Here is a 13,865-nt window from a genome sequence, read left to right as displayed (position 1 = left end):
TCAATCTACCCTTCGCTGCCGTCTGCGGCGGCCCATGGAAGCGGGTGACCGGCCGGCTTCCCGTCGATCCATCCCACCGGGATGTTCAGTGCCTCGACGGTCTCCGGCGAGGAAGTGTAGGCGGCGCCAACGACGGCCATGGCGTCGATCTCCAGCCGCGACCGGACCAGGTTGATCCAGCGGGCGGTGTCCGCGGTTTTCCGGCCGGCATCCACCACCACCCAGACCTGGTCCGGGGAAAGGGCCGCGAGGGCCTGGAGCCGCGCCAGCGCGTGCCGGCCCTTGCCGAGGCCGAAGGCCGCAATGACCGTTTGTTCGGTTTCCACGGCGTGGGCGCGGGCCGCCGTCGCGCTTTGGCGCCCGTCCAGGTGCAGGTGGCCGTAGGCGCTGAGCTCGCCCGCGGTGCGCACGTCCGCGCCGCCCGCGGCGATGGACATGTCCAGGGCCGTGTCGAGCGGGTCGTCGCCCAGGCCCACCAGAACCACCAGGTCTCCGGTGCCGCGCAGTGGAACCGGAGCCGGGATGCGTTTGGGAGCCGCAGGCGCCTCGGACCGTTCCTCGGTGCGGCGAGCGCTTTCGGCCGGTTCGGCGGGCCCGAGCAGGCTCACGGCGGCGGTGCGGGCACCGGCTGCCGCGGCGCCGGGTGCGGTTCCCGCGGGTGCGCCGGACGGCGCGCCGGCGGGCTGCGGCGCCCGCGCGGGTGCCGGAGCGGCGGCGGCCGACGGCGGTTGCAGCCCGGAGCCGAGCTGATTCAGCAATTCGGCGAAGCCGGGCGTCTCCGTGGACAGTGCCGGCTGTGCCGGCCTGTGCATGGTCATCTCGGCGGCATCTGCCTCGGCCAGCAGGGCCGCGATGGCGCCGCCCTGCAGGGCATGGCCGGGGGCGGATACCCGGGCCTGCTCGCCGGGGGCGGTAGCAGAAGCGGCGGGCCCCGGGGCGGCTCCCCCGGCGGCGCCCGCCGGCGGCGCCGGCGTGGCGGAAGCGGCGGGCTCAGTCTTCGCTGCCCGGCCGGACTTGGCCGCCTTGGCGGCCTTGCGGCGGGACTTGCGGCCGGGCTCCTCGGCAGCCGGGGCTGCCGGGGACGCGCTCGGCGCCGTCGACGCCGGTTGAGGTGCAGCGGCCGGGGCGCCCGGCACGGACGGAGCGGCCGGCACCGACGGCGAGGACGAGTCAGGCGCCGAGGACGGATCGGACGCCGGGGCCGGGGCCGCCGGGACACTGTCGACGGTGGAGGCCGGCGCGCCGTCGCCGTCGGCGTTCAGCACGTCGGCGTCGGGCACCACCTCACCCGTGACAACGTCGTGGCGCGGCTGCAGCTCGACCACCGCCTCGTAGCGGTTGGCCGCGAACATGCCCGCGATGCCCGGGCTGATGACGCGTTCGGCCGAGACGATCCGCGCCGCGGGACCGTACTGGGCCCGGGCCTTGGCCTGGATCTCCTCGAGCGAGGCTCCCTTAAGCCGATAGCGGTTCGGCATGGCGCACGACTCCTACGGTCTCGATCCGGACGTTGGCGGAGGTGACCTCCCGGTAGGAGAGCACCGGGAGGGACCCGGGCTGGGCGCCCATCAGCCGGTGGATGGCCGGGCGGAGGGCGGGGGCGCAGACCAGCACGGGCTGCCGGTTGGCAGCCGCCGCGGAGTCCATGGCGTTCTGGACCGAGCGGAGCACGGCGTCGAGGCGGTCCTGGCCCATGACGATCTGGCTGCCGCCTTCGGCGGGGCGCATGTCCTCGAGCATGGACTGCTCCAGCAGCGGGTCGATCATGATCACGTTGAGCACCGGGCCGTCCATGAAGCGGGCGGTGAGCGCGGGGCCCAGGGACTGGCGGGCCGCCTCGACGAGGGACTCCGGATCGGTGGAGACCTTGGCGCGTAGCGTGAGCGCCTCGTAGATCCGGGCGAGGTCGTTGATTGGGACCTGCTCGTCCAGCAGGCCCTGCAGGACCCGCTGCAGCTCGGCGAGGGAGAGCAGCGCGGGGGTGAGTTCCTCGACGGCGGACGGGCTCTGCTTCCGCACGCCCTCGGTGAGGACCCGGACGTCTTCGCGGGACAGCAGCCGGGCGGCGTTGGCCGTGACGATCGAGGACAGGTGGGTGACCAGGACGGAGACGCGGTCGATCACGGTGGCGCCGGTCATTTCCGCGTTGTGCCGCATCTCGGCGGGGATCCACTTGCCGGCCAGACCGAAGACCGGTTCGATCATCGCCACCCCCGGCAGGGATTCCAGGGAGTCGCCGAGGGCCAGCATCTGCCCGGCCGGAGCACTGCCCCTCCCGGCCTCCACGCCGGCGATGCGGATGGCGTAGGTGGCCGGTGGCAGGTCCACGCTGTCGCGGGTCCGCACGGGCGGGATGACCAGGCCCAGGTCCATGGCGATCTTGTGCCGGAGGGACCGGACCCTGGCGAGCAGGTCGTCGGAGGCGCCGGAGACCATGTCCACCAGGTCCGGGGCCAGCAGGATCTCCACGGGGTGGATCCGCATCTCCTCGAGCAGCTTCTCGTTCGGGTCCTGTTCGGGGGCGCTCAGCGCGGCGGCCTCTGCCTCGCTGGCCCGGGCGGCCTGCCGCTGCGCGGCGACGGTGCGGCGCGAGGCCAGCACCAGGCCGGCGCCCACCAGGATGAACGGCAGCGGCGGCATGCCGGGGATCAGCGCCATGGCCATCGCGGCCACGCCGGCGATCATCAGGGCGTTCGGGGACTGCAGCAGCTGGGTGGACGCGGTCCGGCCCATGTCCGCCTCGGCGTTGGACCGGGTCACGATCATGCCGGTGGAGACTGCCATCAGCAGCGCCGGGATCTGGGTGACCAGGCCGTCGCCCATGGTCAGGAGACCGTAGGTGCCCAGCGCGTCGCCGATCTGCTGGCCGCGCTGGAGCATGCCGATGGCGATGCCGCCAACGAAGTTGATGATGATAATGATGATGCCGGCGATCGCATCGCCCTTGACGAACTTGGAGGCACCGTCCATGGCGCCGTAGAAGTCGGCCTCGGCGGAGACCTCGGCGCGGCGGGCGCGGGCCTGGGTGTCCGTGATGAGGCCGCCGTTGAGGTCGGCGTCGATGGCCATCTGCTTGCCGGGCATCGCGTCGAGGGTGAAGCGGGCCCCCACCTCGGCGACGCGCTCGGCGCCCTTGGTGACGACGACGAACTGGATGACCACCAGGATCAGGAAGACGACGGCGCCGATGATCATGGAGCCGCCCACGGTGACCTTGCCGAAGGCCTCGATGACCTGGCCGGCGTAGCCATTGCCCAGGACCAGGCGGGTGGAGGCCACGTTCAGGCCCAGCCGGAACAGGGTGGCCACCAGCAGCAGCGAGGGGAAGACGGAGAAGTCCAGCGGCTTCTTCACGAACATGCTGGTCAGCAGCACCAGCAGCGCCAGCAGGATGTTGCAGACGATCAGGAAGTCGAGCAGCGGTGCCGGGACCGGGACCACCAGCAGGAGCACGATGCCCACGATGCCGATGGGCACCGCCAGCCGGGCGAGCCTGTTGTTCATGACGCGGTCCTTTCACTGGGGCGTGCGCAGCAACGAGGGTTCATAGTGTGGCTCCCGCCATCCGGTGCAGCCCGGCGGCGGAGCCACGGGCCTTGAGCGACATGACGAAGGCCAGGACGCCAGCGACGGCGTGGTAGAAATCGACCGGGATCTCCTGGCCCAGTTCGCAGGCGCCGTGCAGCGCCCGGGCCAGCGGGATGTCCTGCACCATCGGCACCCGCTTGTCCTCCGCTTCCTGGCGGATGCGGGCCGCGACGTGGCCGGCGCCCTTGGCCACCACGCGCGGGGCGGACTTGCCCGGCTCGTACTTGAGCGCGACGGCGACGTGCGTGGGGTTGACGAGGACGACGTCGGCGTCGCTGATCGCGGCGATCATGCGGTTCCGGCTCATCGCCAGCTGCCGTGCCCGGCGCTGGGAGCGGATCAGCGGGTCTCCCTCGCTGCTCTTGTTCTCGTCCTGGACTTCCTTCTTGGACATCCGGGTCTTCTTGCGGTTCCGGCGCATGACCACGAAGAAGTCCACCGCCGCGAGGCCGATGCCAGCGAAGACCGCGAACTGCACCAGCGAGGCGACGCCGCCACCGGCCGCCGCGACCACGCCGGAGACCGGGAGGCCGCCGGCGGTCAGCAGGACCGGAATCAGTCCCTGCACCACGGAGTAGAGCACCAGGCCGACGACGGCGACCTTGAGCAGTGCCTTCGCCCCGCCCCAGAGTGCCTGGGTGCCGAAGCTGCGCTTGAGCCCGTTGAGCAGGTTGAAGTTTTCGAAGTCGACCTTGAACTTCTTGACGTGGATGCCGCCCTGCAGGGCGGAACCGATCAGCACCGCAAGGAACACCACCACCAGCATCGGGGTGATGATGCCCGTGACGGAGCCGAGTCCGTCGGTGAGGGCCTTGAGGGCCTTCGCCGGGTCCGGGTCCGCCATGACGGACCGGACGCTGAAGAGCTGGTCCACGGCGGAGTTGGCGCCGCTCTGGATGGTGGCGGGGATCATCACGGCGGCCGCGCCGACGGCCAGCCAGGCGGTGAGGTCCTGTGAGCGGGAGAGCTGGCCCTTGGACCGGACCTCCCGCATCCGTTTGTCGGTGGCTTGCTCGGTTTTTTCCTGTGAATCAGCCATCAGCCCACCCCCAGCACCGTCTTGGCGGCCTGGCCGGCCAGGGTGGACACGATCCGCGGCAGCGCCAGGAACAGGAAGGCGGCCAGCGAGAGGGTGAGCATGATCTTCAGCGGGAAGCCCAGCGAGAACGCGTTCAGCGCCGGCGCCACACGGGTCAGGAGGCCCAGTCCGACGTCGGCGAGGAACAGCACCACCAGCAGGGGCCCGGCAATCTGCACCGCGGCCAGGAACATCCCGGTCACGGCGGAGGTCATGGCCTGGACGGGCTGGGCGAGGTCGAGGCCGCCGGCCAGGGGCAGCGCCGTGAAGCTGCCGGTGAGTCCGGCGATGACCAGCTGGTAGCCGTCGGAGGCGAAGAGCAGGGCCAGGGCAGCCATCTGCAGCAGGCGGGTGAACTGCGCGCCGTTGACCATCATCTGCGGGTCGAACGCCTGGGCCATCTGGAAGCCGCTGAAGAGGTCGATCAGGCTGCCGGCGGACTGCACGGCGGCGAAGACCAGCAGCACCAGGAAGCCCAGGACCAGACCGGTGGCCAGCTCCAGGACCACGGCGGTGAAGAACCCCGCGGTGTCCTTGGCGGTGTAGCCGCCGGAGACGCGGCTGGTGACGGCCAGGCCGAGGCCCACGCCCAGCATCGCCTTGATCCGCGCGGGGAAGGCCGCGTGCGCGAACGGCGGTGCCACCACCAGGAACGCGGTCATCCGGACACTCGCCAGGAGCAGGACTTCCAGCCAGGTCTGGTCGATCGGGATGCCCACCTCACATGCCCCCGAGCAGTCCGGGGATCTTGGCGAAGAGGTCGTTGGTGAAGGAGACCATCTCGGTGATCATCCAGTGGCCGCAGACCAGCAGGGCCACGGCGACGGCGGCGAGCTTGGGCACGAAGGACAGCGTGGCTTCCTGCAGCTGGGTGATGGACTGCAGCAGCGAGATGGCGAGGCCCACCACGAGCGCGGTGACCAGCACCGGGGCGGAGAGCTTGGCGGCGACGATCATGGCCTGGAGGCAGATGTCCAGGACGGCGTTGGCGTTCATCCGGATCCCGCGTAGCTCTGGATCAGCGAGGTGATGATCAGGCCCCACCCGTCCACCAGGACGAACAGCAGGATCTTGAACGGCAGCGAGATCATGACCGGCGGCAACATCATCATGCCCATGGACATCAGGGCGGCGGAGACCACCAGGTCGATCACCAGGAACGGGATGAAGATGACGAAGCCGATGATGAAGGCCGCGCGCAGCTCGGAGATCATGAACGCCGGGATGAGGGTCTGCAGCGGCACCGCGTCCGGATTGGCGGGGTTCTCCATCCCCGCGGCCCGGGTCATTAGCGCGATGTCCTCCTCGCGGGTGTGCGCCAGCATGAAGTGCTGCAGCGGCACGGAACCGGCGTTGAGCGCGCCGTTGAAGTCGATGGTGCCGTTCAGGTAGGGCTGCACGCCGGTGGTGTTCATCTCGTTAATGACCGGCCACATGACGAAGATTGAGAGGAACAAGGCGAGCCCGGCCAGGACCTGGTTCGGCGGGATCGATGGCAGCGAGAGCGCGTTCCGGGTCATCGCCAGCACTACAAAGATCTTGGTGAACGAGGTCATCATCAGCAGCAGCGCTGGCGCCACGGAGAGCAGCGTGATGCCGATCAGGGTCAGGACGGCGCTGGAGGGCTTCCCGTCCATGCCGTTGATCTCGATGTTGACGCTGCCGGTGTCAGGGCTCGCTGGCGCGGAGGGGGTTGCCGGGGGCGTCGGCGGCACCGGCGCGGCGTGGCCGGCGGCGGCGTTGAGCCACAGGATGAGGATGGCCAGGAGCACGGCGGCCAGACCGAGGGCCAGGATTTTCTGGAAGCGGTCGACGGCGGCGGGTGCGGGCTGGAGCGTGGAGGACGTGAGCGGGCGGATCAATTGCGGCGTCCGCTCCTGAGCGCGGCGGCGGCCTGCTTCCAGGTCGATCCGGAGAGGATCGACCCGTGCAGCGGCGGGTGGGTGGTGCCCGGGGTGGGGCGGCCGGCGGCGGTGCGGGGGTGGCCGTCGCGGTGCATGGAGCTTCGGCGGGAGAGCGGGAGCTCCGCGGCGGGGACGCCGGGGACGGGAGCGTCCGCGGCGACGGTTGCGGCGGCTGCGTCGGTTGCCCCGGGAGCAGCAGGCACGGTTACGGCAGGCACAGCCGCGGGACCGGTGGCACCATTGGCACCCGTGGCGGCGAGGATCTGGGCGAAGGCGCCGGCGGCACCGCGGCGCGGTTCGGCGTCGGTCGCCTCCACCGGTTCCTCCGGGATCTCCCCGGTGTGCAGGACGTTGACGGCATGGTCGGTGACGCCCAGCAGGAAGCGCTGCCCGCCGGCGTCGACCACCACTACGGAGGCGCGCTGGCCCACGCTCTGGCGGCTCACCACGCTCAGGGTGGCGTCAGCCCGGCGTCGTCCCGGGCCCTTGCCCAGGCGGCGCTGGAGCACCCAGATCAGGCCCAGCACCGCGCCCAGGGCTACGACTACCCGCAGCCCAAGGATCAGCGAGTCCATTCAGCTAAGTCCCTCGGCCACGTCGAGGATCCGGGTGATGCGCACGGCGTAGTCCTGGTCCAGGACCACGACCTCCCCGTGGGCGATCAGGCGGCCGTTGAGCAGGACGTCGGCGGGGGCGCCGGCCGAGCGGTCAAGTTCGATGATCTTGCCCGGCTCGAGGGAGAGCACGTCCCGGACGGACATCCGGGTGCGGCCGATCTCCACGGTCAGGGCCATTTCGATGTTATTGATGCGGCCCAGGCGGCCGGCCACGGTGTCGCCGCCGCCGAAGAGGTCGCCGCCGCGGTCCTGCCCGCCGCCGTGCTCGCGCAGGCGTACGGCGAACCAGGCGGCCGGGTTGGTGCCGTCGGAGAGTTCAAACACGGCCGTGTCCGGGTCCGTGAGCAGGCCGGAGGCATCCGATTCGCGCAGGTCGGAGAGCACCCCGGCGCCGAAGACCGAGCTGGCGGCCTCCATCGCGGGGCGGAGAACGTCGGTGACGGAGACGACGCCGCCGCGGCCGCCGGCCATCCCGCCCGCGGCCTCGTCCAGGAAGGTGCGGTCGCTGAGCATCAGGGCCAGGTCCGCGGTGACGGATCCGACGAAGGTAGCGGTGACGGCCTGCCGGGCGTACGCCGCGGCGGCCCGCGCCGGGACGAGGGCCGTTACCTTGAGGGCCACCGGGCTGGGCAGCTCCTCGACGAGCCGTTCCGCCGACGATTCGTGCTTGGTCAGGGTCATGCTCATTGGTGGTTCTCCTCGATGGTGACAATGACTGCAGCGGCCCGGGACCCGTTGCGGGCGGGAGCGGCCGTTGCCAGCCGCGTGCCGTCCAGGGTCAGGTCAAAGGGCCGGTTTTCCAGGTGCGGGAGGGTCAGCACGTCGCCGACGGCGAGGCCCAGCACCTGGCTGGGGGTGACGTAGGAGGTGGCGAGCCGGACGGAAAGTTCCACCGGGACCCGCTCCAGCTGGGAGCTGACCCTGGCGGCGGCGTCGCCGCGGTTGTCCGTGGGGTTGACCTTCTTCAACCGGCCCAGCAGCAGCGCCGCCGGGACGGCCAGGGTGGCGGGGGCGCTGATGTTGCCGACGTTGATGATGAACGCGGCGACGATCATCAGCTCGCTCGGCGCGGCGGCCTGGGCGAACTGGGAGTTGTACTGGACGGTGTCCACCTTGATGGCTTCGCTCAGCAGCGGCCCCAGCGAGTAGCCGAGGTCCTCGAGGGCTTCATCCATCAGCCCCTTGACCAGTGCCTGCTCGATCTGGGTGAACTTCCGGTCCGGCATGGCCGTGTCATTGGAGGCGCCCAGCATCCGGTTGATCCAGCCCAGGGCCGCGGGGGCGGGGAACTGGACCACCAGTTTGGAGTCCTGGGTGTCGACGGCGCAGAGCACCATGGCGGTCACCGCCGGCAGGGACGCGGCGTACTCGTCGTAGCTCTGCATCCGCACGTCCTCGAGCCGGACCACCGACTTGACGCGCACCTTGGCGGTCAACTGGGTGCCCCACTGCCGGGCGAAAGTCTCGAAGGCGAGCTCCAGGACCCTGCTGTGCTCACGCGCCAGCGTCGCGGGACGCCGGAAGTCATAGACGCTGACGGTCCGCTCCCGTGCCACTTCCCGTTCATCCATAACACTCACGGATGCCACTATCGGCAAGGGAACCGGGCCGGTAAGGCTGCGGCGGCGCCTATTTCTCGGTGAGTTTCAGTGCCTCGGGGATAAGTGCCCGGACGGTCTCCGGCTCGTTCGAGATGACCACGATGTCCACGCGGCGGTTGCGTTCCATCAGCTCCGGCGTGGAGTCGTCGTTGACCTGGCGTGCCGACCCGAACGCGACGGCGCCGATCCGCTCGGGCGGGATGCTGCCGCGGTCCACCATGAAGCGCAACACGTTGACGGCGCGGGCGGAGGATAGTTCCCAGGTGGAGGGGTAGGCGGTGATGCCGTTGGCGGCGTGGCCCTCCACCATGATCTCCAGCCCGGCCGGGGCGAGGATGGGCGAGATGATTTTGAGGACCTGGGTGGCACGGTCGGTCAGCTCGGGCCGGTCCGGGGCGAAGAAGGCCTGCGAACCGATCAGCTTCACGGTCAGCCCGCGCTGATCGATCTGAAACTCGACGTTCTCGGTCAGTCCGGCGGCGGAGAGTCCGGCCTTCATCTTCTCCTGCAGGGCCCGCAGCCGGTCCACTTCCTTCTTGGCTTCCTCCAATTGCTGGGCCTGGTCCGCCGGCGCGGTCGCGGGAATGGAGGGCGGCGTGGAGGCCGGGGCCGACGCCGGGCTGGAGGCGGCGGCGAAGGCCTCGAGGTTCTTGTCGACGAAGTCGGGCGGCACCACCGTGCCCTCCGCGGTGTCCACCGTCTGGGTAGCGACCGTGCCGAAGCCGGTGGCCAGGGAGTTGCGGAGCTTTTCGAACTTGTTCGCGTCCACCGTGGACATGGCGTAGAGCACGATGAAGAGGCACATCAGGACGGTGACCATGTCCATGTAGGAGGCCATCCAGCGTTCGTCGACGTGGTGTGCCTCGGGCTTCTTGCGCCCGCGACGGCGGGAACTCACGCCGCGTCGTCCAGGCTGGCGGCCAGCCCGTCGCCGCTGGGGGCCTTCTTGCCGGAGCCGGCGCTCTTGAGCTGGTGTTCGGGCACCATGGAGCGGAGCCGTTCGGCCAGCAGCAGGGGCTGGGCACCGGCCTGGACGGCGAGCATGCCCTCCATCACCAGGGTCATGCGTTCGATTTCCAGTTCGGAGAGCCGGGCCAGGCGGGAGCTGAAGGGCAGCCAGATGAAGTTCGCGGAGAGCAGGCCCCACAGGGTGGCGACAAAGGCCGCGGCGATCATGTGGCCGAGTTCGTCCGGCTTGGAGAGGTTCTCGAGGACGTGGGTCAGGGAGACGACGGTGCCGACGATGCCCACGGTCGGGGCGTAGCCGCCCAGGCTGGCGAAGAACTTCGAGGACGCGTGGTCGCTGCGGGTCTTCGTGTCGATCTCGTCCTCCATCTGCACGCGGAGGTCTTCGGCGTCGGTGCCGTCGGCGATGTTCTGGAGGGCGCGGGCGAGGAACGGGTCCTTGAGGCTGGCGGCCTCCTCCTCGAGGGAGAGCAGGCCCTCCGCGCGGGCCTTCTCCGCGAAGCGGACCATCTGGTCGATGCTTTCCTGCGGTTTGGCGGTCTTGCCCATGAACATTGCCGGCACGGCTTTGAAGGCCTGGATGACGTCCTTGAGCGTGTTGCCGGCCAGGCCGACGGCCAGGGTGGCGCCGAACACCAGGACCATGGGCCCGGGCAGCAGCAGCGACGTGATGTTGCCGCCTTCGATGAACACCATGCTGATCACGGCACCGAAGGCGAGGAGTATTCCGATGATTGTTGCGGGATCCATGGGTTACTTCCTCGGTGCTTCGGGGTCCGGCGAGCCGGCGTCGTCGTCCGTCTCCGCGTCCGGGACCAGGCTCAGCGGATAGCCGGTCACCGCGGGAAAGTCCCGGGCCTTGCTCAACACGTAGGCGCGGTAGTCGGCGATCAGTTCGACCACTTCGGCCAGGCTTTCCAGCACCACGTAGGCGGCGCCGTCGAGCGTGACCAGATGGGTATCCGGGCTCTCGTGGATCCGTTCAATCAGGTCCGGGTTGACCGCGAAGCGCGTTCCGTTGAGGCGTGTGACGACGATCATGGGCCGATTCTGCTTTGGGGACGGCCTGGCCGGGGCGGACAGGCGGGACGGGTGTTCTCCCTTCACTGTCGGCCGGCGGGCCCCGTTCGTTAGGCAGGGGCGTTCCCGGACCCCGCTCCCCCGGGCACTTATCCAGCCGGCAGCCCGCGTTGCCCTATCACCTACCGCTGTTATCCGGCCGGTTTGGCCGCGGTAAGTGATAGGGCAACGACGACGGCGGTGCTAGCGCTTGAGCTGGGTGAGCTCCTGCAGGACCTCGTCCGAGGTGGTGATAATGCGGGCGTTGGCCTGGAAGCCGCGCTGGGCGACGATCAGGTTGGTGAACTCCTGGGAGAGGTCCACGTTAGACATTTCCAGGGAGCCGCCGGCCAGGGTGCCGATGCCGGGGTCCCCCGCCGCGCCGAGCTGGACGTTGCCGGAGTTGGCGGTGGCGACGTAGGAGGAACCGCCCGCCTTCTCCAGGCCGGCCGGGTTGGTGAACTTGGCCAGCGCGATCTTGGCGAGCACCTGCTTGGTGCCGTTGCTGAAGGACCCGATGAGGGATCCGTCGTTGCCAAGGGTGAAGGATTCGAGTTTGCCGACCGCGGAGCCGTCCTGCCCTGCGACGGTGAGGGAGTTCATCGAGGCGTAGCCGGAGACCTTGGACAGATCAATGGAGACTGCACCGAGCTGGAAGGGGCCGCTGGGCGTCAGGGTGCCATCGGTGTTCTGGTTGAGCGTGATGCTGCCGGTCGCGCCGTTCGCATCAGTCCCGGAGGCGTTCCATCCCGTTGCGGTCTTGCTGAAAGTGAGGGTTACGTCGCGGGCGGCGCCGGTAGCGTCGTAGACCTTGACGACTCGCTGCAGGTCGGGGCTGCCGACTGCGGCGTCGCTGGGCAGGTTGCCGTCCAGCGTGACCTTCTTCGTGGCCGTGGCCACCATGGTGTTCGGGTTCAGCGTGATGTTGCCGATCGGACCGGCCGGGTCCACGGTGCCGCCGTTAGCGGTCCAGCCCTGCAGGATGCCGCCGTCGGGGCTGACCAGCTGGCTGTTGGCGTCGAAGGTCATGGACCCGGCGCGGGTGAAGAGCTGCTGTCCGCCCTTGTTGGTGATGAAGAAGCCGTCGCCGGAGATCATCATGTCTGTGGCGCGGCCGGTGCTCTGCGAGGAGCCCTGGGAGAAGTTGGTGCTGACGCCGGCCACCCGGACGCCGAGGCCGATCTGCGCCGGGTTGCTGCCGCCGGTCTGGCCCTGCGGGGCGGACGCGCCCTGCGTCATCTGGGAGAGGGTGTCCTGGAACTGGGTGGTGGAGGACTTGAAGCCCGCCGTGTTGACGTTGGCAATGTTGTTACCGGTGACGTCGAGCATGGTCTGGTGGGCACGGAGGCCGGAGATTCCGGAGTACAGCGAGCGGAGCATGGGAACTGCCTTTCTATGGGGAAGAGCTGATTAGGAGGCGGCGGGCGCCGTAATGCCGGAAATCGAATCGAGCGGAATGGAGAGGGTGCCGACCTTGACGGTCGGCACGCTGCCTGCGAATGACACGGAGCCGGCGAGGCCGGTCCCGGTGGTGCCGTCGCTCAGGGTGTAATCGACGTTGTGACCCACCAGCTGTGCGGCGGCGGAGCGCATCTGCAGCGAGAACGCTTCCTTGCTGTTGGTGGTCATCTCGGTGGTCTTTTCCATCATGGAGAGCTGGATGGTCTGGCTCATCATCTGGTTGGTGTCCATCGGGGCGCTGGGGTTCTGGTTTTTCATCTGGGCCACCAGCAGCGTCATGAAGACATTGGCGTCCATGGTCTGGACGGGTGAGCGCACGGAGGACGCCGGTGTGGAGGTTCCCCCGACAGCCTGCGGGGTGACCGGCTGAGGGGTAACGGACTGCGGGGTGATCGGCTGGATCGTCATGGGTCGCGTTCCTTCGTGTCAGGCGAGAATGTCGAGGGTGGTCTGGGGGCCATTCAGGATCCGGGCGGTGCGGAGCGAGGATTCGTCCGCCAGGTCGTCCCACCGGTGGCCCGGCCGGCGGGCGCCCGGGGTGTCCTGGCCTCCACCGGACCCATATCCGCTGCGGCCGGGGTCCTGTCCCCCGCCCAGCCAGGCGTCGGGCCGGTTTTGCTGGGCGCCGTCCTGACCCCCTGCCGGCGGGCCGCTCTGGTTCGAGAGGTTCAGGCTGGCACCGAAGCCGGCGCCCGCGAGTTCCTTCCGCAGTTCCGGCAGGAGATTACGCACCGCCTCGCGGCCGGCCTCCGCCGGTGCGAACAGTTCGATTCTCACGCCGGCCGCGTCGATGTGGGCGCGGACGGTGAGCGGCCCCAGGTCTTCGGGGGAAACCTTCAGAGTCATGATGTGCTGCCCGGGCGCGGCCGCGGCGAGGGTGAAGAGCGGCTTCGCCAGTTGGGGCAGGAGCGGCGGCTGCGGCGCTGCCGGCGGGGCGGCGGCCGCGGCCGGCGCCGAAACGGCGGACGGCGCGGAAGGGGCAGTGGCTGCTCCCGCGAAAGCCGCGGCGGCTGAGATGTCGACGGCGGGAGTCGCGGCAGCCGGGGTTCCGGAGGCATCGGGTGCGGCTGGCGCACCGGCAGCAGCAGTTGCCGCAGGAATCGGGCGGTCCGCCGGCACTGCCGTGGCGAAGGCGGCCGGCACTGTCACGGATGCGGCGCCTGCCGGGGCCCCGGCGGGCGCAGCTGCGGCTGCTCCTGCGGTGCTCACGACGCCGGTGCGGGCCGGCCCCTGGGCGAGGCTGGCCGTTCCACTCACTGGGGTGGCGGCCCCGGCAGCGGGATCCGTGGCAGCGGTTCGGGCGGCAGGGCTCTCCTGTGCGTTGCCCGAGGCTGCGGAGCCGGGACGGCCCACTGCCTCCACGGCGGCGGTCGCGGCCGATGCGAACGCCGGAGCCGCGGAGGCCGCACCAGACGCTGTAGCGGCAAGCCCAGCGATGGGTTCGGCTGCCTGCCCTCCGGTTGCGGTGGGGCGTCCTGCCGGTGCTGCGGCCTGGCCAAGGGTGCGCGCGAGCGCCCCCGGCAGGCGGAGCGCGTCGGCGGCTACGGCTGTCGGGGCAGGCGAGGTGGCTGGCGTTTCCCCGCCGGTTGCG

At 70.1% G+C, this 13,865-nt stretch carries 15 protein-coding genes; all 15 read right to left on the bottom strand.

What is annotated here, in order from left to right; genetic code table 11:
• Nucleotides 1-5: 5 nt before the first annotated feature.
• The 15 genes from ACFUCU_RS13535 to ACFUCU_RS13465 all read right to left on the bottom strand — a co-directional run bounded on the left by ACFUCU_RS13535 (nt 6) and on the right by ACFUCU_RS13465 (nt 13,423).
• Nucleotides 6-1,478 (bottom strand): hypothetical protein, encoded by a 1,473-nt coding sequence (locus ACFUCU_RS13535; RefSeq protein ID WP_377973074.1) that lies wholly within the window; start codon nt 1,476-1,478, stop codon nt 6-8.
• Nucleotides 1,456-3,504 (bottom strand): flagellar biosynthesis protein FlhA, encoded by a 2,049-nt coding sequence (locus tag ACFUCU_RS13530; RefSeq protein WP_377973073.1) that lies wholly within the window; start codon nt 3,502-3,504, stop codon nt 1,456-1,458. The genes ACFUCU_RS13535 and ACFUCU_RS13530 overlap by 23 nt, the downstream gene beginning before the upstream one ends.
• Before the next feature lie 40 nt (nt 3,505-3,544).
• Nucleotides 3,545-4,627, bottom strand: coding sequence for an EscU/YscU/HrcU family type III secretion system export apparatus switch protein (locus ACFUCU_RS13525; protein ID WP_364138786.1), 1,083 nt, complete (start codon nt 4,625-4,627; stop codon nt 3,545-3,547).
• Nucleotides 4,627-5,385, bottom strand: a complete 759-nt coding sequence (locus ACFUCU_RS13520; protein WP_290258739.1) for a flagellar biosynthetic protein FliR — start codon at nt 5,383-5,385, stop codon at nt 4,627-4,629. Before ACFUCU_RS13520 ends, ACFUCU_RS13525 begins: the two co-directional genes overlap by 1 nt.
• Before the next feature lies 1 nt (nt 5,386).
• A complete protein-coding gene (gene fliQ / locus ACFUCU_RS13515) occupies nt 5,387-5,662 on the bottom strand; it encodes a flagellar biosynthesis protein FliQ (RefSeq protein ID WP_290258740.1) in 276 nt (91 codons plus the stop codon).
• A complete protein-coding gene (fliP, locus tag ACFUCU_RS13510; protein ID WP_377973072.1) occupies nt 5,659-6,528 on the bottom strand; it encodes a flagellar type III secretion system pore protein FliP in 870 nt (289 codons plus the stop codon). Before fliP ends, fliQ begins: the two co-directional genes overlap by 4 nt.
• Nucleotides 6,525-7,145 (bottom strand): flagellar biosynthetic protein FliO, encoded by a 621-nt coding sequence (gene fliO / locus ACFUCU_RS13505; protein WP_377973071.1) that lies wholly within the window; start codon nt 7,143-7,145, stop codon nt 6,525-6,527. The genes fliP and fliO overlap by 4 nt, the downstream gene beginning before the upstream one ends.
• Nucleotides 7,146-7,874, bottom strand: coding sequence for a flagellar motor switch protein FliN (fliN, locus tag ACFUCU_RS13500; protein WP_290258742.1), 729 nt, complete (start codon nt 7,872-7,874; stop codon nt 7,146-7,148).
• Complete coding sequence (locus ACFUCU_RS13495; RefSeq protein WP_377973070.1) at nt 7,871-8,743, bottom strand: flagellar motor switch protein FliM; 873 nt, start codon at nt 8,741-8,743, stop codon at nt 7,871-7,873. The genes fliN and ACFUCU_RS13495 overlap by 4 nt, the downstream gene beginning before the upstream one ends.
• 73 nt (nt 8,744-8,816) lie before the next feature.
• Nucleotides 8,817-9,686, bottom strand: coding sequence for a flagellar motor protein MotB (locus tag ACFUCU_RS13490; RefSeq protein ID WP_364138792.1), 870 nt, complete (start codon nt 9,684-9,686; stop codon nt 8,817-8,819).
• Nucleotides 9,683-10,504 (bottom strand): motility protein A, encoded by an 822-nt coding sequence (locus tag ACFUCU_RS13485; RefSeq protein ID WP_290258745.1) that lies wholly within the window; start codon nt 10,502-10,504, stop codon nt 9,683-9,685. The genes ACFUCU_RS13490 and ACFUCU_RS13485 overlap by 4 nt, the downstream gene beginning before the upstream one ends.
• A gap of 3 nt (nt 10,505-10,507) precedes the next feature.
• Nucleotides 10,508-10,795, bottom strand: a complete 288-nt coding sequence (locus ACFUCU_RS13480) for a flagellar FlbD family protein (RefSeq protein WP_290258747.1) — start codon at nt 10,793-10,795, stop codon at nt 10,508-10,510.
• Between the two features lie 222 nt (nt 10,796-11,017).
• On the bottom strand, nt 11,018-12,193 hold the full coding sequence (locus ACFUCU_RS13475; RefSeq protein WP_377973069.1) for a flagellar hook protein FlgE: 1,176 nt from the start codon (nt 12,191-12,193) through the stop codon (nt 11,018-11,020).
• A gap of 30 nt (nt 12,194-12,223) precedes the next feature.
• Entirely contained in the window at nt 12,224-12,682 is a 459-nt protein-coding gene (locus tag ACFUCU_RS13470) for a flagellar hook assembly protein FlgD (RefSeq protein ID WP_290258749.1), read from the bottom strand.
• 18 nt (nt 12,683-12,700) lie between these two features.
• Nucleotides 12,701-13,423: a flagellar hook-length control protein FliK gene (locus ACFUCU_RS13465; protein ID WP_377973068.1), complete on the bottom strand. Its 723-nt coding sequence runs from the start codon at nt 13,421-13,423 to the stop codon at nt 12,701-12,703.
• Nucleotides 13,424-13,865: the final 442 nt, after the last annotated feature.

The sequence above is a fragment of the Arthrobacter sp. NPDC057259 genome, from assembly GCF_042668995.1.
Classification (GTDB): Bacteria; Actinomycetota; Actinomycetes; order Actinomycetales; family Micrococcaceae; genus Arthrobacter.
This window is presented reverse-complemented; position numbering and strand designations above follow the sequence as displayed.